General features: G+C 62.1%; 27 protein-coding genes. 11 read left to right on the top strand and 16 right to left on the bottom strand.

Features of this window, described 5'->3' with window-relative positions:
• Positions 1 to 57 precede the first annotated feature (57 nt).
• Together ntrX and NE851_RS20345 are read right to left on the bottom strand one after the other, a co-directional pair.
• A complete protein-coding gene (gene ntrX, locus NE851_RS20350; RefSeq protein ID WP_047615027.1) occupies positions 58 to 1,422 on the bottom strand; it encodes a nitrogen assimilation response regulator NtrX in 1,365 nt (454 codons plus the stop codon).
• The gene (locus tag NE851_RS20345) at positions 1,412 to 3,682 is read right to left on the bottom strand and encodes a sensor histidine kinase NtrY-like (protein WP_097623127.1); all 2,271 of its coding nucleotides are present in this window, start codon (positions 3,680 to 3,682) and stop codon (positions 1,412 to 1,414) included. The genes ntrX and NE851_RS20345 overlap by 11 nt, the downstream gene beginning before the upstream one ends.
• A 350-nt stretch (positions 3,683 to 4,032) precedes the next feature.
• Between NE851_RS20345 and NE851_RS20340 the strand changes: the two genes are divergently transcribed.
• On the top strand, positions 4,033 to 4,851 hold the full coding sequence (locus NE851_RS20340) for a DUF1206 domain-containing protein (RefSeq protein ID WP_254962423.1): 819 nt from the start codon (positions 4,033 to 4,035) through the stop codon (positions 4,849 to 4,851).
• A gap of 89 nt (positions 4,852 to 4,940) precedes the next feature.
• Here NE851_RS20340 and NE851_RS20335 read toward each other — a convergent pair whose 3' ends face one another.
• Entirely contained in the window at positions 4,941 to 6,293 is a 1,353-nt protein-coding gene (locus NE851_RS20335; RefSeq protein WP_254962422.1) for a sensor histidine kinase, read from the bottom strand.
• Between the two features lie 14 nt (positions 6,294 to 6,307).
• Positions 6,308 to 6,967, bottom strand: a complete 660-nt coding sequence (locus tag NE851_RS20330) for a response regulator transcription factor (protein ID WP_097623125.1) — start codon at positions 6,965 to 6,967, stop codon at positions 6,308 to 6,310.
• A 199-nt stretch (positions 6,968 to 7,166) separates the two neighbouring features.
• Between NE851_RS20330 and NE851_RS20325 the strand changes: the two genes are divergently transcribed.
• From NE851_RS20325 to NE851_RS20300, 6 genes are all read left to right on the top strand, one after another.
• Positions 7,167 to 7,487, top strand: a complete 321-nt coding sequence (locus NE851_RS20325; RefSeq protein ID WP_063475526.1) for a hypothetical protein — start codon at positions 7,167 to 7,169, stop codon at positions 7,485 to 7,487.
• A 34-nt stretch (positions 7,488 to 7,521) separates the two neighbouring features.
• On the top strand, positions 7,522 to 7,992 hold the full coding sequence (locus NE851_RS20320; protein WP_047615764.1) for a DUF2271 domain-containing protein: 471 nt from the start codon (positions 7,522 to 7,524) through the stop codon (positions 7,990 to 7,992).
• A 17-nt stretch (positions 7,993 to 8,009) separates the two neighbouring features.
• Entirely contained in the window at positions 8,010 to 10,208 is a 2,199-nt protein-coding gene (locus NE851_RS20315) for a PepSY domain-containing protein (protein WP_097623124.1), read from the top strand.
• A gap of 1 nt (position 10,209) precedes the next feature.
• Complete coding sequence (locus tag NE851_RS20310; RefSeq protein WP_097623123.1) at positions 10,210 to 11,130, top strand: FAD:protein FMN transferase; 921 nt, start codon at positions 10,210 to 10,212, stop codon at positions 11,128 to 11,130.
• Between the two features lie 158 nt (positions 11,131 to 11,288).
• A complete protein-coding gene (locus NE851_RS20305) occupies positions 11,289 to 11,669 on the top strand; it encodes a membrane protein (RefSeq protein ID WP_047615014.1) in 381 nt (126 codons plus the stop codon).
• A 59-nt stretch (positions 11,670 to 11,728) separates the two neighbouring features.
• Positions 11,729 to 12,118 carry a DUF302 domain-containing protein gene (locus NE851_RS20300; RefSeq protein WP_174824519.1) on the top strand — a complete coding sequence of 130 codons (390 nt, stop codon included), beginning with the start codon at positions 11,729 to 11,731 and terminating at the stop codon, positions 12,116 to 12,118.
• A gap of 110 nt (positions 12,119 to 12,228) precedes the next feature.
• On the opposite strand, the gene NE851_RS20295 is transcribed toward NE851_RS20300, so the two are convergent.
• A complete protein-coding gene (locus tag NE851_RS20295) occupies positions 12,229 to 12,924 on the bottom strand; it encodes a VIT1/CCC1 transporter family protein (RefSeq protein ID WP_097544402.1) in 696 nt (231 codons plus the stop codon).
• Positions 12,925 to 13,091: 167 nt separating this feature from the next.
• Here NE851_RS20295 and NE851_RS20290 point away from each other — a divergent pair, with 167 nt between their 5' ends.
• Positions 13,092 to 13,976, top strand: a complete 885-nt coding sequence (locus NE851_RS20290) for a universal stress protein (RefSeq protein ID WP_097544401.1) — start codon at positions 13,092 to 13,094, stop codon at positions 13,974 to 13,976.
• Here NE851_RS20290 and NE851_RS20285 read toward each other — a convergent pair.
• Complete coding sequence (locus NE851_RS20285) at positions 13,963 to 14,247, bottom strand: hypothetical protein (protein ID WP_254962420.1); 285 nt, start codon at positions 14,245 to 14,247, stop codon at positions 13,963 to 13,965. The two genes, NE851_RS20290 and NE851_RS20285, sit on opposite strands and share 14 nt — an antisense overlap.
• Here NE851_RS20285 and NE851_RS20280 point away from each other — a divergent pair.
• Positions 14,236 to 14,586, top strand: coding sequence for a TraR/DksA family transcriptional regulator (locus tag NE851_RS20280; RefSeq protein WP_097544400.1), 351 nt, complete (start codon positions 14,236 to 14,238; stop codon positions 14,584 to 14,586). The genes NE851_RS20285 and NE851_RS20280 overlap by 12 nt on opposite strands.
• Positions 14,587 to 14,710: 124 nt before the next feature.
• Here NE851_RS20280 and ntrC read toward each other — a convergent pair whose 3' ends face one another.
• The 3 genes from ntrC to dusB are packed head-to-tail and all read right to left on the bottom strand — an operon-like array spanning position 14,711 to position 18,329.
• Positions 14,711 to 16,162, bottom strand: a complete 1,452-nt coding sequence (gene ntrC, locus NE851_RS20275) for a nitrogen regulation protein NR(I) (protein ID WP_047615004.1) — start codon at positions 16,160 to 16,162, stop codon at positions 14,711 to 14,713.
• On the bottom strand, positions 16,159 to 17,316 hold the full coding sequence (locus NE851_RS20270; protein WP_047615002.1) for a two-component system sensor histidine kinase NtrB: 1,158 nt from the start codon (positions 17,314 to 17,316) through the stop codon (positions 16,159 to 16,161). Before NE851_RS20270 ends, ntrC begins: the two co-directional genes overlap by 4 nt.
• On the bottom strand, positions 17,313 to 18,329 hold the full coding sequence (dusB, locus tag NE851_RS20265) for a tRNA dihydrouridine synthase DusB (protein WP_176707382.1): 1,017 nt from the start codon (positions 18,327 to 18,329) through the stop codon (positions 17,313 to 17,315). The genes NE851_RS20270 and dusB overlap by 4 nt, the downstream gene beginning before the upstream one ends.
• A 144-nt stretch (positions 18,330 to 18,473) precedes the next feature.
• Here dusB and NE851_RS20260 point away from each other — a divergent pair, with 144 nt between their 5' ends.
• Both NE851_RS20260 and NE851_RS20255 read left to right on the top strand, forming a co-directional pair.
• Entirely contained in the window at positions 18,474 to 19,691 is a 1,218-nt protein-coding gene (locus tag NE851_RS20260; RefSeq protein ID WP_047614998.1) for a bifunctional 2-C-methyl-D-erythritol 4-phosphate cytidylyltransferase/2-C-methyl-D-erythritol 2,4-cyclodiphosphate synthase, read from the top strand.
• Positions 19,691 to 20,191, top strand: coding sequence for a CinA family protein (locus NE851_RS20255; protein ID WP_097623121.1), 501 nt, complete (start codon positions 19,691 to 19,693; stop codon positions 20,189 to 20,191). Before NE851_RS20260 ends, NE851_RS20255 begins: the two co-directional genes overlap by 1 nt.
• 16 nt (positions 20,192 to 20,207) lie before the next feature.
• Here the strand turns inward: NE851_RS20255 and NE851_RS20250 are convergent, their stop codons facing one another.
• The 7 genes from NE851_RS20250 to lpdA form a co-directional block, all read right to left on the bottom strand.
• The gene (locus NE851_RS20250; RefSeq protein ID WP_047614994.1) at positions 20,208 to 20,660 is read right to left on the bottom strand and encodes a type II toxin-antitoxin system RatA family toxin; all 453 of its coding nucleotides are present in this window, start codon (positions 20,658 to 20,660) and stop codon (positions 20,208 to 20,210) included.
• 9 nt (positions 20,661 to 20,669) lie between these two features.
• Positions 20,670 to 21,266, bottom strand: coding sequence for a P-loop NTPase family protein (locus tag NE851_RS20245; protein ID WP_097544397.1), 597 nt, complete (start codon positions 21,264 to 21,266; stop codon positions 20,670 to 20,672).
• On the bottom strand, positions 21,263 to 21,829 hold the full coding sequence (locus NE851_RS20240) for an AAA family ATPase (RefSeq protein ID WP_097623120.1): 567 nt from the start codon (positions 21,827 to 21,829) through the stop codon (positions 21,263 to 21,265). Before NE851_RS20240 ends, NE851_RS20245 begins: the two co-directional genes overlap by 4 nt.
• 68 nt (positions 21,830 to 21,897) lie before the next feature.
• Entirely contained in the window at positions 21,898 to 22,869 is a 972-nt protein-coding gene (gene lipA / locus NE851_RS20235; protein ID WP_063475516.1) for a lipoyl synthase, read from the bottom strand.
• 46 nt (positions 22,870 to 22,915) lie between these two features.
• Complete coding sequence (locus NE851_RS20230) at positions 22,916 to 23,164, bottom strand: GlsB/YeaQ/YmgE family stress response membrane protein (protein WP_047614990.1); 249 nt, start codon at positions 23,162 to 23,164, stop codon at positions 22,916 to 22,918.
• A gap of 19 nt (positions 23,165 to 23,183) precedes the next feature.
• The gene (locus tag NE851_RS20225) at positions 23,184 to 23,438 is read right to left on the bottom strand and encodes a GlsB/YeaQ/YmgE family stress response membrane protein (protein ID WP_003539329.1); all 255 of its coding nucleotides are present in this window, start codon (positions 23,436 to 23,438) and stop codon (positions 23,184 to 23,186) included.
• Between the two features lie 54 nt (positions 23,439 to 23,492).
• Positions 23,493 to 24,938: a dihydrolipoyl dehydrogenase gene (gene lpdA, locus NE851_RS20220; protein WP_097544392.1), complete on the bottom strand. Its 1,446-nt coding sequence runs from the start codon at positions 24,936 to 24,938 to the stop codon at positions 23,493 to 23,495.
• Positions 24,939 to 24,942: the final 4 nt, after the last annotated feature.

Here is a 24,942-nt window from a genome sequence, read left to right as displayed (position 1 = left end):
CTTCTAAGAATCAGGATGGGAAGGATGCGGCGCGGCATACGCCGCGCCTTAGCATGATTAGACGCCGAGCGACTTCAGCTTGCGATGCAGCGCCGAACGCTCCATGCCGACGAATTCCGCGGTGCGCGAGATATTGCCGCCGAAACGGTTGATCTGGGCGATCAGATAATCCTTCTCGAACATCTCGCGGGCTTCGCGCAACGGCAGCGTCATGATGTGATAGTCGTTCTTGGCGGAAACCTTCGGCAGCATGTCGCCGAGATCGGTCGGCAGCATGTCGGCGGTGATCGGCGCATCCGGCCCGTCGGTGCGGGCAAGGATCATCAGCCGCTCGATATTGTTGCGCAGCTGACGGATGTTGCCCGGCCAATCATGCGCCTGCAGCACCGCCATGGCGTCGTCGCCGATGCGGCGCGGACGAATGCCGGCCTGCTCTGAGATCTGGCGCATCAGCTGGTCGACAAGGAAGGGAATGTCCTCGCGCCGCTCGGCAAGCGCCGGCACCCGCACCGGCACGACGGCGAGGCGATGATAGAGATCCTCGCGGAACCAGCCTTCGGCGATGCGGCTTTCGAGGTTGTAGGCGGTCGAAGAGATGATGCGGACATCGACCTTGACGCGCTTGGAGCCGCCGACGCGCTCGAACTGCTGATCGACCAGCACGCGCAGGATCTTGTTCTGCGTCTCGCGCGGCATTTCGCCGACTTCGTCGAGATAGAGGATGCCGCGATGGGCTTCCTCGAGCGCGCCGATCTTGCGCGCCTGGCCAGGCGTGCCCTCGGTGCCGAACAGCGCCACCTCCATGCGTTCGGGCGTGATGTTGGCAGCGTTCAGCGCAACGAAGGGGCCGTTAGCGCGGGTCGACTTCTTGTGGATCATCCGCGCCACCAACTCCTTGCCGGAGCCCGAGGCGCCGAGGATCATGATGCGGCTGTTGGTCGGCGACACCTTCTCGATCGTCTGGCGAAGCTGCGAAACGGCGACCGAGGTGCCGATCAGCTCCAGCGCATCGCCGGTGCGGCGCTTCAGCTCGGAGACCTCGCGCTTCAGCTTGGAATTCTCCAGCGCGCGTTCGGCGATCAGGATCAGCCGGTCGGCCTTGAAGGGCTTCTCGATGAAATCGAAGGCGCCGCGCTTGATCGCCGAGACGGCGGTCTCGATGTTGCCATGGCCCGAGATCATCACGACCGGCAGTTCCGGATGGCGGGTCTTAATCTCGTCGAGCAGCGACAGGCCGTCGAGCTTGCTGCCCTGCATCCAGATATCAAGGAAGATCAGCCGCGGCACGCGATCTGATATCGCCGCCAGCGCACTGTCGCTGTCGTGGGCGGTGCGCGTCTCGTGCCCCTCGTCCGAGAGAATGCCGGAAACGATCTCGCGAATATCGTGCTCGTCATCGACGACGAGAATATCAGAGGCCATAAACGCTTTCCTTGTCATTGGCTGCGGGAGCAGCAGGCGACGGATCCAGGCGTGGCAGATGCACGCGGATCATGGCCCCTCTTCCCCGGTCAAAATCGGCGGGCGCATCATGCAGCTCGAGCTGCCCGCCATGTTCCTCGATGATCTTCTTGACGATGGCGAGGCCGAGGCCAGTGCCCTTCTCGCGCATCGTCATATAGGGCTCCAGAATGCTGTGACGGTTCTCCACCGGCAGGCCGCGACCATTGTCGATCACGTCGACGGTAAAGCGGTCGCGGCTGGTATCGAGTGCGGCGCGGACGAGAATCTTGCGTTCGTCCCGTTCGTCGCTCGGCACGGCCTCGATTGCTTCGACGGCATTCTTGATGAGATTGCCGAAAGCCTGGCCGAGCATACGGCTGTCGAACAGGCCCTCCAGCGGCTGGTCGCCGAAATCCTGCGCAAAGGTGACGTGATGATTGCCCATCTCGCGCAGGAAGATCGCGTCGCGCAGAATATCGCGCAGGTCGCCCGGCTCCTTGGTCGGCTTCGGCATGCGGGCGAAGGCGGAGAATTCGTCGACCATGCGGCCGATGTCGCCGACCTGGCGGATGATCGTATCGGTGCACTGGTCGAAGACGGCCCGGTCGCCCTGGTCGATCTGCTTGCCGTAGCGGCGCTGGATGCGCTCGGCCGACAGCTGGATCGGCGTCAGCGGGTTCTTGATCTCATGGGCGATGCGCCTTGCCACGTCGCCCCAGGCGGTGGAGCGCTGGGCGATGACGAGATCGGTGATGTCGTCGAGCGTGATCACGTAGGATTCGCTCATATCGCGCACTTCCTCGCGGGTGACCTGCACGCTCAACGTCCGCACGGTGCCGCCGCGCACGAGTGCGATCTGCTTGCGGAAATCGCCGCGATGGCGCGCCGCCGCCTCGCTCAGCACCTGATCGACCTCGGGCGCGATGTCGGCCAGCTGCTTTCCGAGCATCTCGTCGGCCGACAGCGACATCAGCGTCTCGGCCGAACTGTTGACGATGGCGATGCGGCGGTCCTGCTCGACGCCGATGACGGCGGCGGTGACGCCCGACAGCACCGCTTCGATGAAGCGGCGGCGGTCGTCGACCTCGTCCTTGGCTTCGAGGATCTCATCGCGCTGGGTGCGGATTTCCGAAATCATCTTGTTGAAGGTGCGCGAGAGATTGGCGACATCGCCATCGACCGCGTGCACCGGCACGACGATATCCATATTGCCCGATGCAACGCTGTCGGCCGCCGTGATCAGCAGGCGGATCGGCCGGACGATGCGGTCGGCGACGGCGATCGCAGTCCAGATCGCCGCCAGAAGCACGATCAGCGCAAAGCCGATGTAAAGCACGGCAAAGGCGACCTGCAGCGAGAAGCGGTTGGCCTCCATCGAGCGGTATTCGGTGGCGTTCTCCTCCATCATGCGCATGGCGCCCATGACCTTGGGATCGACGGCGCGCACGGTATAGAGAAAGGTGCCCTGGATGGCATCGAGCTTGATGATGGCGCCGACGAGATTGGTGACGCCGGGCGGAATCAGCGTCGGCTGGCCGGCAGCGGCCTTTTCCAGCGCATCCTGCGGAATGGCCGGCAGCGGCTTTTCGGTGGCGATGTCGGCCTGGACGTTCACGGAACCGTCGCGCTCGACGAGGAAGGCGCCGAGCAGGCCGCGTCCCCTCGCCTGGCGCGTCATCAATTCGGCGAAACCCGTCCTGTCGAGGCTGTAGAGCGCGCGGTTGCGCTCCAGGTCGTTGGCCATGGAAACCGTCTGCCCCTGCAGGTAGCTGGCGTTCTCCATCATGTAGGCCTGGCCGATATTGCGCGACGAGCTGACGATCGACTGGGTGCGCAGCGCGAACCAGCGGTCGAGGCCGGCATTCAGCGTGATACTGGCGAAGATGGCGACGAGGATCGCCGGCGTGATGGCGACGATCGAAAAAAGCACGACGATGCGGATATGCAGGCGCGCGGCAGCCCGGCCGCGGGTACGCGCCTTGAGCAACCGTGCCACCTCGCGGCCGATCAGGGCGAGCAGCGTCAGGACGAAGAAGGAATTGACGATCACCGAGGTGATAACGACATGCGAAGTCGGCGCGATCGGCGTGAAGCCGAGCAGCACGAAAAGTGTCGCCGTCGCGCAGAGCAGCGCGCCGCCGGCAAGCACCAGGCCGGGCACGGCGAAAAGGGCGCGGCGATCGGTCACCGTCGTCACCGTCTCGCTCGCCGCCGCCGGCGATACCCCATCCTGCGTCATTCGGCCTCTCTTCAGGCGGCACCTGCCGCCCTCGCCATCGATCGAAACCAAGCAACGCCGGCTCAGAAAGCCAGCGCGCAACGACTCGATCGGGAGCGAAATACCTAAACCCTTGCGTGACCTTTAAGCAACGCATTGTGGCGAAAATGCAACGCACCCCGTCACATTGTCAAGCCGCGCCACCTCGTTCTGCGACGGTATCCACGTCCAGTCTGACGCCCGGCCGCGAGCGCCCGGTCCATTCCAGTGATGTGCCGTTGTCTGCAATCCAGCAAAGCTTTGCCAGCCCCAGCAAACTTTCGGGAGATTGGCGCGTTAACATCGCGCATTTCGACAGACAGGGACCGCAGATGATCAAAGGATCTCGATTTGATATGCTTGCCAAAGGCGGCTACGCGGCGCGCGGCATCGTCTTTCTGCTTGTAGCGGGGCTTGCCCTCTTCTCCGGCGTGACAGGCGGCCGGCCCGAGACGAAATCGGCGCTTTCGACGCTCCTTGGGCAGCCGCTCGGCCGCGTCTGGGTCGGAGTGATCGGCCTCGGCCTTCTCGGATTTGTTGCCTGGAGGCCTGCCCAATCGCTGGCGGATACAGACGGCCACGGGAGGGACGCAAAAGCATTGGCGATTCGGGCCGCCCTCTTCGGCAGTGCCATCACTTACCTCGGAGTTGCCGGCTATGCCCTTGGAAATGCTCTTTTCCCGGGGGGCGCCAGCGAGGGTTCGGGTGAGAAGGGCCTGGCGGGATGGATCATGTCGCAGCCGTTCGGTTCCTACCTTGCGATCGCCGTAGGCGTAGGTTTTGTCATCGGCGGCGTCGTGACAGCTGTGAAGGGCATCACCAGGAAGTTCGAGCGCTACCTTCGGGTCCCTGACAACAAGGGTATCGTGACGTTCGTATGCATTTACGGCCTGGTCGCCCGCGGCGTAGTCTTCGCGGTTACAGGAATACTTTTCGCCTATGCAGGTTTCCGGGTGGATCCCAGACAGGCCGGCAGTATGGGCGATGCTCTGGAATGGCTCCACCAGCTTCCGCTCGGGTCATTTCTGTACATCGCCGTCGCCGTTGGCTTGGCGGCTTTCGGAATCTACAATCTTGTAGAGGCACGGTACCGCATCGTCCGGAGTCCATCGATAGCCGAGGCGAAGCGTTCGATCTCGGTGGCGGGTTAACGTCGCTTTGCCAGCGGCAAGGTGCCGATATACCGAGGTTGAGCCGGCAGATACTGCGTCCGCAATGGCGAGGGCGGGACATACCGGCGTCAGGGGTGAGCCACAGGCAGGTTTATTTCAACCTGAACACCTTCGCTCCGCGCGACTCGCGGAGACACCATCTTCACATCGGCTCCGATGCGATCGGCGATGGCCGTGACAATGGCAAGCCCTACACCGCTTCCCCCGATTTTGACATTCCCCCGCTCAAAGCGCTGCATCAGTCTGTTTATGGCATCGGGGGACAGCGTCGGGCCGTCATTGGCAACGATCAGCAGGCCGCCCCGCTGAAGTGAAACCTCGACCTTTCCATCTTGCGCTCCGTGTTTCAGCGCGTTCTCAACCAGATTGCGGCAGAGAATGCCGACTGCGTCCGGATCCAGCATCGAAAGCACCGGCACCATCGGCACTGTCAACGAGACTCGTCCCTCTCCGGCCCGGGCAAAATCCTGAAGGACCATCTGCAGGACGGTTCTGAGATCGGAAGGCTCGTCACTTTGCAGACGTCCACCCTCGGCACGAGCAAGCTGCATCAGTTTTTCCGATATGCGCATCAACCGCTTCAGCGTAGTCTCGATCTCCGTCGCCCGCTGGCTCGTCAGCTTTTCCTTGGTTTCAGAGCGAATGCGTTGCGCCTGCGCGATTGCGCCGGCCACCGGCGTACGAAGCTCGTGCGCGGCATTCGCAGCAAATGCGCGCTCGGCGTGGAACGCCGCTGTCAGGCGGTCGAGAAGCTGGTTGACACCTGCCGAAATCGGAAGAAGCTCGGTTGGCAGGCCACTGTCGGTGACGGGCGACAAATCCTGCGCGCCGCGATTGGCCAGTTCCTGCCTGAGTGCGCGCACCGGGCGCAAGGAGCGGCGCACCGCGAAATAGATTGCGAGCAGGCTGAGAGGGATCACGACGATCAGCGGCAGGACGAGACCCAGCAGCATCTTGCGTGACAATTCCGTGCGATGGTCGAGCGGTTCGGCAACGGCAATTGTCAGGTTGCCGTCGAAGCTCGCATCGTAATAGAGCTGGTGCGTTTCGGTTCGAAGAAAGCCTCGCTTCGTGAACGGCGGGAAGCTTGAGGCATCAGCACCCTTCGAACCGAGCAGCACCTGCCCGTTTTGATCACGCACGATGAAGCTTACGTCTTCGCCGTAGCGTGCCTCTCGGCCGAGGCGTGCATCACCGTCGTCGTCCTCAACATTGTCGTCGTGGTCAGTCGCATCGCGGTTTTGATGGCCTTCGCGCAGGTCGTGCCGGGCAATCGGCAAAATGCGCTGCGCTGTGGCCTTCAGCCCATCGTCGAACACCTCTTCCATCTGCCCGCCTAGGCGGTGCGCCGTCACGGCTGCCGCCGCAAGCCACAGCAGCGTCACCGAAAGGCCGAGGGCGAGCGCCAGGCGCGTCTGCAACGAAGCGCCGATTCTCATGGCCGCCCCAGACGATAGCCGAGCCCGCGCTCGGTCTCGATCACATGCGTGCCGAGCTTCTTGCGCAACCGGCTGACGTGGACCTCGATGGCGTTGCTGTCGATTTCCCTATCGAAGGAATAGAGCCGCTCTTCGAGTTGCGCCTTCGAAAGAAGCTGGGCGGGACGTTGCAGGAAGGCCTCAAACAAGACCCATTCTCGCGCCGTCAGAACCACAGCCTTGCCATTCACCGTGATGCTTCTGGCGGCGAGGTCGATGGCAAGCGGGCCGAGCGTGATGTTGGGATTGGGATTGCCGGCATAACGGCGCGCCACCGACCCGATCCGCGCCGAAAGCTCCGCGAGATCGAAGGGCTTCACCATGTAATCGTCGGCGCCGGCGTTCAATCCGGCAATACGGTCGGAGACCTGATCGAGCGCGGTCAGGATCATGACAGGTGTGACGTCACCCCGCCCGCGCAACGCCTTCAGGAAGGGAATGCCAAGCCCATCGGGCAGCATCAGATCGAGCAGCACCAGATCGTAGGCAGCGGCAACGATCGCATCGTTTGCCTGGTCGAGCCGGTTAACCCAATCGACGGAATGTCCGTCGGCGGCGATCTGGTCGCGAATAGCCGCGCCCAGCGCCGTATCGTCCTCGATTAGCAGAACCCGCATCGCTTTTTCCGTTTCTCTCATCTCCTAGTCCACCGGCCAGCTTACGGGAAGCTGAAGCAATGTCGCGCCGCTTGTCAGGTACCGGTCAGTTTAGGACGCGATTGATCCGCTCGAAACGAGAGGAAGGTCGTCCCGCTCGATGAACGCTGCGCGGATCGCTGCCCCTCTCCCGAGCAAGATGCCCAACCGGAGATCACATATGATGTACCGCAAAATTCTTCTGGCCGCATACGCCAGCATCGGCTTCTTCGCCGCCTTTGGCAGTCAAGCCATGCCCTTCCCCCCACTGACGACGAGCGCCGGCACGGTATTGGCCGGTTACCAAGAAAGCGACGACGATGATCACCAGAAGGAACTGCAGCGCCGGCATGACGACGACGGCCGTTATGCCGCCGATGACTGCGAAGACGAGGATGTCGAGGCCTGCGGTCGGGGCAGCGCGGCGCAGCAACTGAACGCCACTCCGCCAAACAACGGCCTATTCACACCTGGTTCCAGGCCGCAAGCCCAGACGAACTGAAGCGCCAGTCCTGCCAAGGAGAATATCGATGAGAATGAAATCCTTTCTTGCCATGCTTGCAGTCACCACGGCCCTTACCGTTCCCGGCCTTGCCATGGCGCGTGAAGTGACCCTCACCACCAGCATGCGCAACTATGGCGGGGATGGCGCCTATCTCGCATATTACGTGACCGATGCGCAGAACAAATATGTCGGCAGCCTCTGGATGGCAGGGGGCAAGACCAGGTATTACGAGCATCTCAGCGGCTGGTACCGCGCCACCGGCGGCGATACCACCCAGATCAACGGTATCACCGGCGCCAGCGTTGGTGCAGGCCGCTCACTCAAGGTCACGGTCGATCTTGCCGATACACTGTTCGATGCCGGCTATCAGCTTCATATCGATTCCGCCGTGGAAGACATGCGCGACAGCCCGAACGAGATCGTGGTGCCGCTGACATCGGCAGGCTCAGGCCAAAAGGTGAAGGGTACGCGCTACATCGCCGCCTTCACCTATGCGCGTTGAGCAGGAGGCCGCCGGTTATGAACCGCTCGCTCCACCGCTGGTTCGGGCTGATCGCCGCGGCGCTTCTCACCGTCCTCGCGCTGAGCGGCGCCCTACTCTCTATCTTCCCTGCCGCAGAGGCGCTCACCATGCCTGCCGCGCAACGCGTCAGCGTCGCGGAACTCGCCGCGCGAGTCCGGGCGGCAGAGCCTACGGTGGAACAGATCAGACGGGCGCCGTCCGGGCAGATCACCGCCTATTACTACGAAGGCGACCAACCCGCCTCCGCCGTCATCGACTCTGCCACCGGCATGCCGGTCGGTAGTGGCGAAACCTCGGCGCTGGAGCGCTGGTTGATCAATCTCCATCGATCGCTTTTCCTTGACGATACCGGAAGGCTCATAGCGGCTGGCGGTGCGGCCACAATGCTTGCCCTTGCAATTTCCGGACTGTTCCTGACGGCAAGGCGCGCCGGCGGCTGGCGCTTCGTTCTGAAATCCGTTCGCGGCACAGGTGATGGACGATTACATGCCGTGGTCTCGCGCCTTGCCCTGCCTGGCCTCTTCCTCTCCGCGCTCACTGCGCTCTGGATGACGGCTGCTGTTTTCGGGGTATTGCCGGAAGGCGCCGGTGCACCGGCCTTCCCTGCCGACGTCAGCGGCAATACCGGCGTGGCGCTCACCTCTGTCCCTCTGTTTCGAGAGACGCCGGTCGATGATCTGCTCTCGTTGAATTTCCCCGCTACGGGCGACGCGACCGATGTTTTCACACTCAAGACTGCAAGGGGAGAAGCTTATATCGACCAAGGCAGCGGTGCGCTGCTGGCCTGGTCGGACGCCGGTTGGGTCGACACGGTCACGCGCCTCATCACGATGCTGCACACGGGGCACGGGCTGGCTTGGCTCGGGCTCATCCTCGGGTTCTCCGCGCTTGCGGTACCCGTCCTCGGCTGGACAGGCCTATGGGTCTGGCTCAGGGGACGCCGCGACCCGAAGCTCGCCTCGGCTGCCGCTGGCGAGGCCGATACAATCCTGCTTGTCGGTAGCGAGAGCGGCACGACCTGGGGTTTCGCCAATACGCTGCAGACCGCTCTTTCCGCACAGGGCGTTCGCGTCTACGTCGGCCCGATGTCCAAATTCGAGCCGGGCCGCTGGTTGAAGGCTCGGCGTGTGATTCTGTTAGCCGCGACCTATGGCGATGGTACAGCACCCGCCTCCGCCAAAGGCTTCATCGAGCGCTTCGGGGGAGCGCATGCAAGCGCCGGCCTGCCGCTCGCGGTACTCGGTTTCGGCGATCGCAGCTTCCCGGCCTTCTGCGGGTTCGCCGCCGAGGTTGCGAGAATTGCCAAGGACAAGGGCTGGGCCTCCCTTATACCTTTCGACACGGTAGATCGCCAATCGCCACAGGATTTCGCCCGCTGGGGACGGCGCCTGGCCGAGACGCTTGGTCTCGATTTCGAACTGAACCACCAACCGACTGTTCCGAAGACCTGGAGATTGCCGCTCATATCCCGCCGCGACTATGGCGCAAGCATACAGGCCACCACCGCCATCCTCCGCTTTGCCCTGCCGAAGACTTCGCTCTGGCAGCGTCTGGCGGGCAAGGCATTCCCGCGGTTCGAGGCGGGAGATCTGGTCGGCATCGTGCCGCAGGGCTCGGATCTGCCGCGCTTCTACTCGCTTGCTTCCGGTCTCAAGGATGGCTTTCTCGAAATCTGCGTCCGCGAGCAAGTGGGAGGGCTTTGCTCGAGCCAACTCATCGCATTGAAACCCGGTGATACCATTGCGGCCTTCGTGAGGCCAAACCCCTCGTTCCGCCCGGCCCGGGGAGGCAAACCCGTCATTCTCATCGGCGCCGGCGCCGGAATCGGTCCTCTTGCCGGCTTCGCCCGCCGAAACCGGGCGGGCCGCGCCATGCACCTCTATTTCGGAACTCGCCATCCAACCAGCGACGCGTTTTACGCCGAGGAGCTTTCCCACTGGAAAAAGGATGGCCGGCTGACCTCGGTATCGACCGCCTTTTCGCGAACTGCGAGCCCGGCCTACGTGCAGGATATTCTGCGCAAGGACGCCGAGCGCATCGGCAAACTGATCGCCGCAGGCGGTCAGGTTCTCATCTGCGGCAGTCGGGATATGGCGGCGGCCGTCGCCGCCGTGCTCGCCGACATATTGGCGGCGCAGGGCTTCAACCTCACACGCCTGAAAGCCGACGGCCGCTATGCCGAGGACGTCTACTAAGATGAAGCGCTACGCGATCAACGGTCCGACCATGGGTGCGCGCTGGTCCGCCGTCTTTCACATGCCATCGGATTTCGATGTCTCTTCCGCCCGCAGGGCGATGATCGACGCCGTGACGGAAGTCGACAAACAAATGTCCAATTGGAGGCCTGAAAGCGACCTGAACCGCTTGAACGCCGCCCGGCCCGGTGGATGGGTTGCCCTCCCCGACGGGCTGCTCACCGTGCTGGGAACTGGTCTTGCCATCGGCCACATTTCAGGCGGCGCCTTCGATATCGGCATGGGTGATGCCACCGCCGCATGGGGTTTCGGTCCGGCGGAGGCAAGCGAGGACCGGATCAGGACCGCCCGCCTTGCGAAACGCAGCCCGGCTCATGATGTTCTGGAGCTGGACAGGGCCGCCGGCCGCGCCCGCAAGCACTCCGAGATGTGCTTCGATCTCAATGGCATCGCCAAGGGCTATGGCGCCGATCAGCTGTCGAAGGCTGCGCGTCAGCACGGTATCGAAGCCGGCCTCTTCGCCATCGACGGCGAAGTGCGAGCGCTCGGCGCTCAGCCCAACGGTCGCGGCTGGAGCGTCGCCGTCGAGATGCCAAACCCGGAAGTGCGCGCCGCGCATTCCATGCTCGAGCTACAGGATTGCGCCGTGGCAACGTCCGGCGACTATCGACACTGGATCGACGTCGCCGGCTATCGTCTGTCGCACACTATGGACCCGCAGCTCGGCATGCCGCTTAGAGATCCGCCTGCCTCAGCGACCGTGCTCGCCTGCGATTGCATGAGCGCCGACGCCTGGGCGACGGCAATGATGGTTCTCGGCGAAGCGTGCGGTCTTGCCCTCGCCGAAAAGCTTGGTCTCTCCGTTCTCTTCCTCAAGCATGACCAGCCGACAGGAATCGGATGCGGCCTGTTTGCGCGGTGATCACCTTCCGAACGGCCAGATCAAAGGTCATCTGCCACGCGGCTTTAGACCAACCATCCAAGTGGTTTGATCCAGCGCAATGTGTGAAGCCGGGATGCATCCTACTCTCAATCGCCTCTCCAGTTCGTGGAGGATAATGCTCAAAGAGGAGACGAAGTATGTCCATGGTCAGACTGCCAACGATCACTCTGCTGGCCTTGCTCGGTGTGGTCGGCGCTTTCGGCACCGCATCCGCCCAGACGAAAAGTCCAGACCCGGCCTCGTCGGAGGATAAGCCTGGGGCCGATGAAACGGAAATGATGCCAGGCATGATGGGCCGCAACATGACACCGGGCATGTACGAAAGAATGCGCATGATGGGACCAATGCGCGGTCATATGATGAAGATCATGTTCGCCATCACAGATAGCGACGGGGACGGCGGGGTTTCTTTCGAAGAGTTGACCGCCATCCACAAGCGCGTCTTCGACGCGGTCGACGCGAACAATGACGGTAAGGTTACGCCTGAGGAAATGCAGGCCTTTATGCAGGACATGTGATCGGAGACTCGGCATTTGCCGGCCGTTGCAGGGAAGCAACCGCCGAAAGGAGACTTCTCATGACCTATACGCTCGATAGAACCCTCTGGGCGATCAGTTTCGACGATGCGGTCGGCAGAACGAGATCCGCTCTCATCAAGCACGGTTTCGGGGTTCTGACGGAGATCGATGTCAAGGCGACCATGAAGAAAAGGATCGATGCCGACATCGACGATTACCTCATCCTCGGAGCCTGCAATCCTCGCATGGCGTTCGAGGCGCTGAAACTGGAACCGAAGGTGGGGGCGATGCTGCCGTGCAATGTCATCCTGCGCGCCGTCGACGGCGGCAATGTCATGGTCAGCGCCATCGATCCGGTCGCGTCGATGCAGGCAATCGACAACGAAATGCTGACCACTTTGGCAGGCAAGGTCCGCTCGATGCTTGCGGATGTTGTGACGGACGTTTGAAACCCACCCAACGGAGAGCCGGCTACAGAATCCGTTTTGCATGTGGATCGGAGAACACGGTGACGGCCGCGGCAGAGAAATCGACCAATCCTCGCATCTGACCCGTCCGGTCAGACTGCGGTGCCAACCAGCGCTCCGATTCCGGCCGTCAGCGCCATCGCGAAGGCGCCCCAGAAGGTGACGCGAGTCGTGGCTCTCAGGACATTTGCGCCACCCGCTTGCGCACCGATCGCGCCCAGCAGCGCGAGGAAAGCCAAAGACGCGCCTGCAACGCCATAGACCAGCATCGAGGCGGGTGAAAGGACAACCATCATCAGGGGTAATGCAGCTCCCACCGCGAAGGTGACGGCCGACGTCAAGGCGGCCTCAATGGGCCGGGCTGCCATGTGATCAACGATACCGAGTTCGTCACGCGAATGCGCGTCGAGAACGTTATTGGCCGTCAGTTGGACCGCGACCTGCCTGGCCAGATCGTGGCTGAGGCCGCGTTTGACGTAGATTTGCGTCAACTCATCGAGTTCAGCATCGGGCTGCGTCTCCAACTCCGTCCGTTCCCGCGCGAGATCGGCTTCCTCGGTATCGGCCTGCGAGCTCACCGACACGTATTCACCGGCTGCCATGGACATCGCGCCCGCAACCAGACCAGCCGCGCCCGCGACAAGTATCTGCGAGGTTCCGGCGGATGCGGTGGCGACGCCCATGATCAAGCTCGCCGTCGAGACGATCCCATCGTTTGCGCCGAGGACGGCGGCCCGGAGCCAGCCGATGCGGGAGACGAGGTGATTTTCCGAATGCAATCTGCTCATGACGGTCTCCAGGATGCGACATTAACGAAGGGCAGCAACATCGAACATGAGCAACGCCGCACGCGCGATCACACAGCCAATTTCATATCGGTCCTCGGCCAACAAGGATTTGACAACGATCAACTTGGCCGGTGCAATTGCGTTACATCAATGCCGAATGGCGACGAATGGAGATAGATGATTGCAATCGTGGCGGTTCGCGAGAGATGGAGCAGGACATGACGGCACAATATTTTCTCCCGCTATCAACATATCCCGATTCAAGTTCGGGACTGATCATTTCAAACGCTGTAGCGTTTGCCGGGCACTACGGTGCCAGTCTTCATGCCTGCGCGCTGAGGGTCGGGATTCCGCACATTCCAAACGCCTGGTCATCGCTACTGCTCGATACTCCAAAGATGATCGAGCATGCCGAGACCCTGAGCCGTGAGCGCGCCGAAACGCTTATTGCAGCAGCGACCAACCTCGCAGCGAACGCCAAGGTCGAACTATCTTGCCGAACGGTCAAAACCACCGTGCCGCTGCTGCACGAGACCTCAGCCACCGAAGCACGTTTTTTCGATCTGGCCATTCTCGAATGTGTCGCGGATGTTCCGGACACTCGTATTGTCGCCGAAGCGGTCATATTCGGCTCCGGCCGGCCGGCCGTCATCATCCCCAACAAGACCCTGGCGGGTCCGATCGACCATCTGGTCATCGCCTGGGACGGAAGCCGAACCGCCGCTCGGGCCGTCAGCGATGCAAACCCATTCATTCGCAAGGCCAAGCGGGTTACGGTCCTATCGCTGACGGGCGAAAAGCCGCTGCCGGAGACAAGCGGAGCGCACCTTGTTGAGATCCTGGTTTCGAGCGGCGTCAATGCAAGCGCAACGGCCGCTCGCGTTACTTCGCCGTCGATCGGTCAGAGCATTCAGCAAACGGCACTGGAACTGAGCGCCGATATGCTGGTCATGGGAGGATTTGGACACTCGAGGTTGCGAGATTTCGTCCTGGGCGGGGCAACCGATGGCGTCCTGGAAAAGCCTTTGCTGCCAGTGCTCATGTCGCATTGACGGAAACTGTCCGGATGGATCCATGACCTGCTTCTGCCGTTTCCGATTCAACGCCGTCGGCGAAAAGCCAAACTGAAACAGCACCTGCAAGCTGGCCTTCGCCCGAGGAAATCTCGACACTGGCCAACCGCAAGCCAGCTTGATGCGGATCAATGCGACGCACGCCCAACACGCCTAGGTTTGCGGCTCCCGTCAAGGGCAAGACTTCCCAGTAAACCAAGGTGTCGGTCGCGAATATGAGGCCGGCCGGAGAACGTCCATGCAGAAGCATTCCTCCTCGCAAACGAGGCAGCATCTCGAAAAGCACAAGGCGATCCTTGACCAACGCCGGCGCGAGCTACAAACCCGCCTGCAAGCGATCGAACATGATTTCGTGCAGCCTCGCAATCCTGATGACGATGATCGCGCCACAGAGCGCAATAACGATGAAGTCCTGGAAGAGCTCGGCGAGGCTGGACAGAAGGAACTCCTGGCCGTACAGGCGGCACTGGACCGGATACAAGCCGGAACCTTTGGCACTTGTGTAAAGTGCGGCAGGCCGATCAGCGAGAGGAGGCTTGACGCCGTTCCTCACACACCTTTCTGCCAGTCTTGCGCGCAGTCGATCTGAAGCCTGAGTTGCAGGGTCACCATGCTGGTGAAGCGATGTCCGACATCAGGCCAACTCAGTCGGAGCGTGCGCCGATGAGCCATTCATAAACGTCCTCGCGACCCGGAGCCCGGCCAGAGCCCGCTCAGGCGGTGCGGGAGCTCCTATAGACCGACACGCCAAGTTCCCTGATCTTCTTGCGCAAGGTATTTCGATTGAGACCAAGGAGATCGGCGGCCTTGATCTGGTTGCCGCGCGTCGCCGTCAGGGCGGCGAGGATCAGCGGATATTCCAGTTCGGTCAGCACGCGGTCGTAGAGGCCGGGCGGCGGCAGGTTTTCGCCGAAGCTGGCGAAGTAGGTGCGCATATTCTCCTCGACGGCTTGCGCGATCGTCATCGAGCCGCTGCGGATCGGCCCCTTGTCGATCGGGCTGTCGGGCACGTCGGAGCGCAGCTCGGCGTCGATGATCTCGCGGGTGATGACATCCTGCGGATAGAGCGCCATCAGACGGCGGATGAGGTTTTCCAGCTCGCGGACGTTGCCAGGCCAGGCATAGGCCTTCATCAGTTCCAGGGCTTCCTGATCGAAGCGCTTGGAGCCGAGGCCTTCCTTTTCGGCCTGCTGGATGAAATGGCGCACGAGATCGGGAATATCCTCGGCGCGGTCGCGCAGCGGCGGCAGGCGCAGCGGCACGACATTGAGCCGGTAATAGAGATCCTCGCGGAACAGGCCCTGGTTGATCGCCTGCTTCAGGTCCTTGTTGGTGGCGGCGACGATGCGCACATCGGTGCGGATCGGCGTGCGGCCGCCGACAGTGGTGTATTCGCCCTGCTGCAGGACGCGTAAGAGCCGCGTCTGGGCGTCCATCGGCATGTCGCCGATTTCGTCGAGGAAGAGCGTGCCGCCTTCGGCCTGCTCGAAGCGGCCGGTCGAGCGGGTCTGCGCGCCGGTAAAGGCGCCCTTCTCGTGGCCGAAGAGTTCCGATTCGATCAGGTCGCGCGGGATCGCCGCCATGTTGATGGCGACGAAGGGACCGTTGCGGCGCTTGCCATAGTCATGCAGCGCGCGGGCGACGAGCTCCTTGCCGGTGCCGGATTCGCCGGTGATCATCAGCGTCAGGTCCGTCTGCATCAGGCGGGCGAGCACGCGGTAGATTTCCTGCATCGCCGCCGACCGGCCGACGAGCGGCATGCCGTCCTGCATGTCCTCTTCGAGCTTGGCGGGCTTGCGCTTCGGCTCGGCGAGCGCACGGCCGATAATGCCGATCAACTCGGTCAGGTCGAAGGGCTTCGGCAGATAGTCGTAGGCGCCCTTCTCGGAGGCCTTGATGGCGGTCATGAAGGTGTTTTGCGCGCTCATGACGAGAACCGGCAGGTCGGGACGCGCCTTCTTGATACGCGGCAGCAGGTCGAAGGCGTTCTCGTCGGGCATCACCACGTCGGTGACAACAAGATCGCCCTCGCCGGCGGAAATCCAGCGCCAGAGGGTAGCGGCGTTGGAGGTGATGCGGACGTCATAGCCGGCGCGGCTCAAAGCCTGGTTGAGCACGGTCCGGATGGCCGCATCATCATCTGCAACAAGGATCGTGGCTGTCATCGAGAAGGTCCTGTCGAGCTTGCGGTAGTGGCGTCTTCGAGCGAGGCGTCCTTCGACGCCGGCATGAGAACGCGGAATGTCGTGCGGCTGTTCTGGCTGTCGCATTCGATAATGCCGCCATGATCGCCGATGATCTTGGCGACCAGCGCCAGGCCGAGGCCGCTGCCGTTCGGCTTGGTGGTAATGAACGGGTCGAAGAGATGCGGCAACAGATCGGAGGGAACGCCGGGACCATTGTCGTGGACGCAGAATTCCAGCGGCAGCGAGATCTTTTCGCGGGTGCCGGCGACCGACAGACGGATGCCGGGGCGATAGGCCGTCGTCAGCATGATCTCGCCGTCCGGCCGATCGCCGACCGCTTCGGCGGCGTTCTTCACCAGATTGAGGAAGACCTGCACGAGCTGGTCGCGATTGGCATAAACGGCCGGCAGCGACGGGTCATAGCTCTCGGTGACGCGGATGTTGCGGGCAAAACCCGCCTTGGCGACCGCCTTCACATGATCGAGCACGGAATGGATATTGACCGGCATTCGGTCGACGGGACGTTCGTCGGAAAAGACTTCCATGCGATCGACCAGCGAGACGATGCGATCGGTCTCGTCGCAGATCAGCCGGGTCAGCGCCCGGTCGTCGTCGATCGCAGACTGCTCGAGCAGCTGGGCAGCGCCGCGTATGCCGGAAAGCGGGTTCTTGATCTCGTGCGCCAGCATCGAGGCGAGGCCGGTCACCGAGCGGGCAGCAGCGCGATGCGTCAGTTGCCGGTCGATCTTATCGGCCATCGAGCGTTCCTGAAAGACGATGACGACGGCGCCGGGTTCGCTGAGCACCGGGGCGACGTAGAGATCGACGAGCTTGTCCTGGCCAAGGCGCGGCGAACTCAGGTCGACGCGATATTCGTTGACCGGCGCCTTGCGCTCGCGCACCTGATCGATCAAGGCCAGCAACGGGCTGCCGAAGGGAATGAAGGTCGAAATCCGGTACCGCGCCAGATGCGAGGCGCTGGCGCCGAAGAAGGCCTCCGCTTCCCAATTGGCGAAAACGACGAAGCCGGATTCGTCGACCATGATAACGGGGTTCTGGATGGCGTTCAGCACGGCCATGGCGACGGTGGTTCCGCCGGCCTGATCGGTCGGAGATGTCATATCCTTCGTCATGCCGCCTCCCGGCTGTCGACAACACCTGCCGCCAATGCATCGTAAAGCCGTGCAGCCACCTCGCTGGGATTGCGCGAGGTCATGATCGCAGCCTTTTCGCCGCCGGCGAGATCCGGGGCGAAACGCTGGAGATACCAGCCCAGGTGTTTGCGGGCATGGCGGATCGCCACCGCTTCGCCGTAAAAATCCAGCATCATCCGATAGTGCTCGACGGCGATATCGGCGATTTCAAGCGACAGCGGCTCGGCCGCACCTGATATGACGCCGGCATGCCACGGTCTGCCCTGGCAGCCCCTGCCGATCATGACGGCATCGGCGCCGGAGCGGCGCAATATTTCCTGCGCGTCGCCTGCGGTTTCGACATCGCCATTGGCGATCAGCGGTATGGAGATCACCTCGCGGACAGCGCGGATCGCGTCCCAATCGGCACGGCCTTCGTAGAATTGCATGCGGGTACGCCCGTGAATGGTCACAAGCTGGATACCGGCCGCCTCGGCGCGGCGCGCGATGTCGGGCGCATTGATCGAATTCTCATCCCAGCCGAGGCGCATCTTCAGCGTCACCGGAATGTCGACGGCCTTGACCGTCGCCTCGATGAGGCCGAGCGCGTGATCGGGATCGCGCATCAGCGCCGAACCGGAATAACCGCCGATCACTTTCTTGGCCGGGCAGCCCATATTGATGTCGATGATATCGGCACCATGATCGGCGGCGATCTTGGCGGCTTCCGCCATCCAGTGCGCCTCGCGTCCGGCAAGCTGCACCATATGCGGCCGGAAGCCCGCAGCCCGCAGCCGCGACCATGATTCGGCCGTGTCATTGACCAATTCGCGGCTCGCCACCATTTCGGTGACGACGAGGCCGGCGCCGAAGCGCCAGGCAAGCTCGCGGAAGGGCATATCCGTGACGCCGGACATCGGCGCCAGCACAACGCGGTTCCGCACGGACACAGGTCCGATTCGGAAAGGCGCTGCGAGGTCCTTGGAAATCAAATGATTATCTTTCGGGCACACAATAGAACTGCATTATTTTTAGCCACTATTCCCTAGCTTGCCAAGGGGGCTGGGATGGGAATTGATATTTTTCGGGCAGATGCTGGAAAACGCCAAAGCAAGACGTTAGAGCACTCGGGTCAATTCCGCATAATTAGGGGATTTATGCTGCAAATGCCTTCTAAGCAACCGATATCGGCTGGAATTGTCATCGTCGCCGCCGGCCGCGGCGAGCGCGCAGGATCCTCCAAGGAAGGCCCCAAGCAGTATCGCATGATCGGCGGCAAGCCGGTTATCGTCCATACGCTTGAAAACTTCATGACATGGGAAGCGGCAAAGCAGATCGTCGTCGTCATTCATCCCGATGACGAGGCGCTGTTTGCAAGAGCTTTCCGCCACATCATCTCGGCAACGCCGATCGAAACGGTGCATGGCGGCGCGACCCGGCAGCAATCCGTGCTGGCCGGCCTCAGATACCTCAAGGACAAGCAGATCAGCCACGTGCTGATCCATGATGCCGTGCGGCCGTTCTTCGACCATGAGCTTCTGGATCGTATTGCCGACAGCCTTGGCAACGGCGCGCAGGCGGTGTTGCCGGCGATCCCGGTCACCGATACGCTGAAACGCGCCGACAGCACCGGCACCGTGCTGGCGACGGTTTCGCGCGAGCACCTCTATGCGGCGCAGACGCCGCAATCCTTCGCCTTCGAAACGATCCTCGATGCGCATGAGAAGGCGGCCGCCAGCGGACGAAGCGATTTCACCGACGATGCTTCGATCGCCGAATGGCTGGGCATTCCGGTGACGATCGTCGAGGGCACGGCCGATAACGTCAAGCTGACGGTCAAGGACGATATCGCCATGGCCGACGGTAAGCTGTCGGCTTCGCTGCTTCCGGACGTGCGCACCGGCAACGGCTACGACGTGCACCAGCTCGAAGCCGGCGATGGTGTCACACTCTGCGGCGTGTTCATTCCGCATGACCAGAAGCTCAAAGGCCACTCCGATGCCGACGTCGCGCTGCATGCGCTGACGGATGCGCTGCTTGCCACCTGCGGTGCCGGCGATATCGGCGATCATTTCCCACCGTCCGATCCGCAATGGAAGGGCGCGCCCTCAAAGATCTTCATCGAACACGCTGCCCGGATTGTGCGCGAGCGCGGCGGCACGATCATGAATGCCGATGTCTCGCTGATCGCCGAAGCGCCGCGAGTCGGCCCGCATCGCGACGCCATGCGGGCGAAACTGTCGGATTATCTCGGCATCGATATCGAGCGCTGCTCGGTCAAGGCGACGACCAACGAGACGATCGGCTTCGTCGGCCGGCGCGAAGGCATTGCGGCGATTGCGACGGCAACCGTCGTCTATCGCGGGAGAAAGTGATGAGCCTGTTTCCTCCGGATATCATTTCGACGGCGGAGACGATCATCCGTGAGTTCACGGCCGCCGGGCTGATGCTGTCCACAGCCGAATCCTGCACCGGCGGGCTGATCGCCGGGGCGCTGACTGAGATATCGGGCTCCTCCGCCGTCGTCGATCGCGGCTTCGTCACCTATACGAATAGCGCCAAGGTGGACATGCTCGGCGTGCAGGCGGAAACGCTGCAGCGCTTCGGGGCGGTCTCCGAGGAAACGGCGTGGCAGATGGTGCATGGCGCCCTCTTCCGCTCGCGCGCCGAGATCGCCGTTGCCGTCACCGGTATTGCCGGCCCCGGCGGTGGATCGGCGGAAAAACCGGTCGGCCTCGTGCATCTCGCCGCCAAATCGCGCGCCGGCGCGCTCATCCACCGAAAGATGCTCTATGGCGAAATCGGCCGCGGCGAGGTTCGGCTGGCAACCGTCAGGACGGCGCTGGAGATGGTGCATTCGCTCTTCGCCGGCTGAAAGGGTAATCGTCCCGTCAGGCCGCAGCGTAGATCCTGTTTGCCCTGGTCTCGAAGGCTTCGGTGAACATGCGGAAGGCGCGGTCGAACATCGAACCCATCAACGCGCCGAGAATGCGGCTCTTGAACTCGTAATCGATGAAGAAATCGACGGTGCAGCCGCCAGTCGGCATCTCCGAGAAGTGCCAGCGATTGTCGAGATATTTGAAGGGGCCATCGATATATTTGACCTCGATGACCTGCTCGGCCCGGTTCAGAAGCACCTGTGTGGTGAAGGTCTCGCGGATCGCCTTGTAGCCGACCGTCATATCGGCGACGAGCAGGATCTTGCCGTCGCGCTCCTTGCGGCTTCGAATGGTCAGCGCTTCGCAGAGCGGCAGGAATTCCGGATAGCGCTCGACATCGGCGACGAGATCGAACATCTGTTCGGGCGTGTGCGGGACGGGACGGTGCGTTTCGAATTGCGGCATAGGCGGCAATTAAGCGGGCGCGTGGAGAAGATCAAGAAGCTCGCGCACCTCACGGCGGGATTTTAGCTGGAGAACGGGCACATCAGGACCGTGCTCGGCGATGCCGGAGATAATGCGAGGCACGAACTTGTCTTCGAAGGTCCAGATGAAGCGGACAAACTCCCAATCGATCTTCTCAATGCAACCCGCCGCCATTTCCGGCCGGGTGCGGCCGATCCATCTCACCCACCGACTGACCACGCCCCAGATGCAGAGAAGCCGCGGCATGCGCACCCAGATGACGAAATCGGTGCGCGGTAGCCGAATGTCTAAGGAGGATGGGTTCGTGCCGTCCATTATCCAACGTTCTTCGAGTATCCGGCTGGCGATGATATTTCTCTGCTCGCCCCTGTCGCGCGTCACCCAGCCGGGAAGCCAAAAGACGTCGCGGTCGAGCGAAATATAGGAAAGCCGGAAGCGTGTGGCGATCTTCAACGACAGAGTGGATTTACCGCCGCCCGAGCAGCCCATGACGAGGATGCGGCGTGCTGTACCGATATGCTGCGCAGCCAGTCTGAGATCGGCGATCTGCTGTCGCGGTGGCAGCTCTGCCCTCAGGTCCATCATGCAACTCCCTTGAGCCCATACGCGAGAACGGCGAAGCGGCGAGCTGCCTTTCGCGATCTTATGATGACAGTGGAATTGAGAAGCCGATAATCCCGAAGTGCTGCTTCGATCAAGGGGGCGGCATCCCGCTCGAAATTCCAGATATAGGCAAGCAAGCCCAGCGAGAGGTGTTCGGGACAGCCGGCAGGCAGCTCGGGACGGTTGCGCCCGAAATAGCGCAAGCCTCTCGATATTGCTCCGTACAGGCAGGCAGATCTGGGCAACCGAAGCCAAATGACGGTTTCGGCACGCGGAAGGCGCAAATGGAAGGAGCTGAGCCCGGTGCCATCCATGATCCAGCGTTCTTCCGCCACCGCCTTGGCGATCAGACTGTCGATCTCGTCGCGCTGCCTCTTTCGCCAGCCAGGTAGCCAGTAGAAGTCGCGATCCATCGAGATGTAATCAAGGCCGAGCGCTTGCGACAGCCGCTTTGCCAGCGTGCTCTTACCGCTGCCGGGACAGCCGATCACCAGGATACGGTCGGCTTCGACCAGCGTCGATTTCAATCCGGATGTGCCGTTCATCGTCGATTGCTCAAAGAAAAACCGCGGCAAAAATCGCCGCGGTTCATTCAAAAAGCAAGTACCGGATCTTACTCGGCGGCCATCAGCAGCTTCTTCTCCCGTGCCGCCCGCAATCGCGCGAAGTCGTCGCCGGCATGGTGCGAGGAGCGGGTCAGGGGGCTCGAGGCGACCATCAGGAAACCCTTGCTGTAGGCGACGGTCTCGTAGGACTTGAACTCGTCGGGCGTGACGAAGCTCATGACCTTGTGGTGCTTGCGGGTCGGCTGCAGGTACTGGCCGATCGTCAGGAAATCGACGTCGGCGGTGCGCAGATCGTCCATCAGCTGGAGGACTTCGTTTCGTTCTTCGCCGAGGCCGACCATGATGCCTGATTTGGTGAACATGGTGGGATCGAGTTCCTTCACCCGCTGCAGCAGGCGAATGGAATGGAAGTAGCGGGCGCCGGGGCGAACCGTCAGATAATTGCCGGGCACGGTCTCCATATTGTGGTTGAAGACGTCGGGCTTGGCGGCGACGACCCGTTCCAGCGCTCCAGGCTTCTTCAGGAAGTCCGGCGTCAGGATCTCGATCGTCGTCATCGGCGAGGCCGCCCGGATTGCCCAGATCACCTTTTCGAAGTGCTCGGCGCCGCCGTCTGCCAGGTCGTCACGGTCGACCGAGGTGATGACGACGTGGCTGAGGCCCATCTCCTTGACTGCCTTGGCGACATTCTCAGGCTCGGCCATGTCGAGGGCATTCGGCTTGCCGGTGGCGACATTGCAGAAGGCGCAGGCGCGGGTACAAATCTCGCCCATGATCATGAAGGTCGCGTGCTTCTTGTCCCAGCACTCGCCGATATTCGGGCAACCGGCCTCTTCGCAGACGGTGACGAGCTTGTGCTCCTTCACGATCGCACGCGTCTCGGCATAACCCTTGGAGGTCGGCGCCTTGACGCGAATCCAGTCCGGCTTGCGCATGACTTCCGTGTCCGGGCGATGCGCCTTCTCCGGATGGCGCACACGCTTGGCGTCGGGATTGATCGTGTCGAGGATGGTCACCATTGCAGTTTCAGCTTTCTACCGCCTCTATGCGGCACATCATTCGGATCTAGCGCCGCACCAGTCGCACAAGGAATATCAACAGGCAGGCGCCGAGGAAACCCGTCACGAAGTAACCGAGCCGTCCGCCGACCACCTGGACATGGAACTGCGCGAGGACGGCGCTGGCGACGACCGAGCCGACGATGCCGAGCACGATGTTCAGGAAAATCCCGTATCGCGCTTCCATCAGCTTGCCGGCGAGCCAGCCCGCAAGTCCGCCGATGATGATTGCCGAAATCCAGCCGACGCCTTCCATTCCTGCCCTCTTTTGCCCCTTAAGCGACCGCTCTTGCGATCAGAACCACGATAATGGCGCCGACCGTGGCGTGGATGATCTGCACAACCAGCGCGTTCTCGATGCCCAGCGAAATGCCGAGCGCGCTGAACAGATAACCGCCGACGAAGGCGCCGATGATGCCGCTCAGCAGGCATCTTATCAACCCGCCGCCGCCGACGACCAGACTTGCGAGGAAGCCTGCAACCAGGCCGATCAGCAGAAATACCAGCAACGCCTGCGTCTCCATAGACATGATGATTTCCTTTCGTTTTTTCCACCCCGTGATACAGGGCGGATTGGGAAATTATCAAGCATTCAATACACGGCCGTAGGCATCGAGCACCGCTTCCTTCATCGTTTCCGACACGGTGGGATGCGGGAAGATCGTGTGCATCAGCTCTTCCTCGGTTGTTTCGAGGTTCATCGCGACGACGAAGCCCTGGATGAGCTCGGTGACTTCAGCGCCAACCATATGGGCGCCGAGCAGTTCGCCGGTCTTCTTATCGAAGATCACCTTCACCATGCCCTGGTCTTCGCCAAGCGCGATCGCCTTGCCGTTTGCCGCAAAGGAGAAGCGACCGACGCGGATGTCACGGCCCAGCTCCTTGGCTTTGGCTTCGGTGAGGCCGACGGAGGCGACCTGCGGATTGCAATAGGTGCAGCCCGGGACCTTGCCCTTGTCTGTGGGATGAACGTTCGGCAAGCCGGCGATCTTTTCGACGCAGACGACGCCCTCATGCTCTGCCTTGTGCGCCAGCATCGGCGGGCCGGCGACATCGCCGATCGCATAGATGCCGGCGACATTGGTCTTGCCGTAACCGTCGACGACGACGCAGCCGCGGTCGGTCTTCACACCAAGCGCCTCGAGGCCAAGATTTTCGATGTTGCCCTGAACGCCGACGGCCGAAATCAGCCGGTCGGCAGTGATCTGCTGCACTTTGCCATCGGCCGTCTCGACATGCGCGGTGACGCTGCCGGCGCCCTTCTCGACCTTCGAAACCTTGGCGCTGGTGAAGATCTTGAGGCCACGCTTTTCAAGCTGCTTGCGGGCAATCGCGGTGATTTCGGCATCTTCGACCGGCATGATGGTCGGCATGACTTCGACGACCGTCACGTCGACGCCCATCGAGCGATAGAAGCTTGCGAATTCGATGCCGATCGCGCCCGAGCCCATGACGATCAGCGACTTCGGCAGCGCATCCGGCTTCAGCGCCTCGAAATAGGTCCAGATCAGCTTGCCGTCCGGCTCGATGCCAGGCAGCGCGCGCGGGCGGGCGCCGGTGGCGATGATGATGTGCTTGGCGGTATAGGTGCCCTCGCCCTTGACGTTCTTCGGCAGCGGGTGCTGCGGCTCGACGACGGCCTTCGACGACTTGCCGACGACGATCTCGCCGGGCTTGGAAAGCTTTCCTTCGCCCCAGATGATGTCGATCTTGTTCTTCTTCATCAGGAAGCCGACGCCCGCGTTGAGACGGGCAGAGACGGCGCGCGAGCGGCCAACGACGGCCTTGGCATCCGGCTTGACCGTGCCCTCGAGAACGAGACCGTAATCCTTGAAGTGATTTGCATGATCGAGGACTTCGGCCGAGCGCAGCAGCGCCTTTGTGGGTATGCAGCCCCAGTTCAAGCAGATGCCGCCCATATGCTCGCGCTCGACGATCGCGGTCTTGAGGCCAAGCTGGCTGGCGCGAATAGCGGCGACATAGCCGCCGGGACCCGAACCGATGATGATGACGTCGTAGGATTCAGCCATGTGT

Origin of the sequence: Rhizobium anhuiense bv. trifolii, from assembly GCF_024346605.1 — a bacterium.
In the GTDB taxonomy this organism is placed as follows: Bacteria; Pseudomonadota; Alphaproteobacteria; order Rhizobiales; family Rhizobiaceae; genus Rhizobium; species Rhizobium anhuiense.
This window is presented reverse-complemented; position numbering and strand designations above follow the sequence as displayed.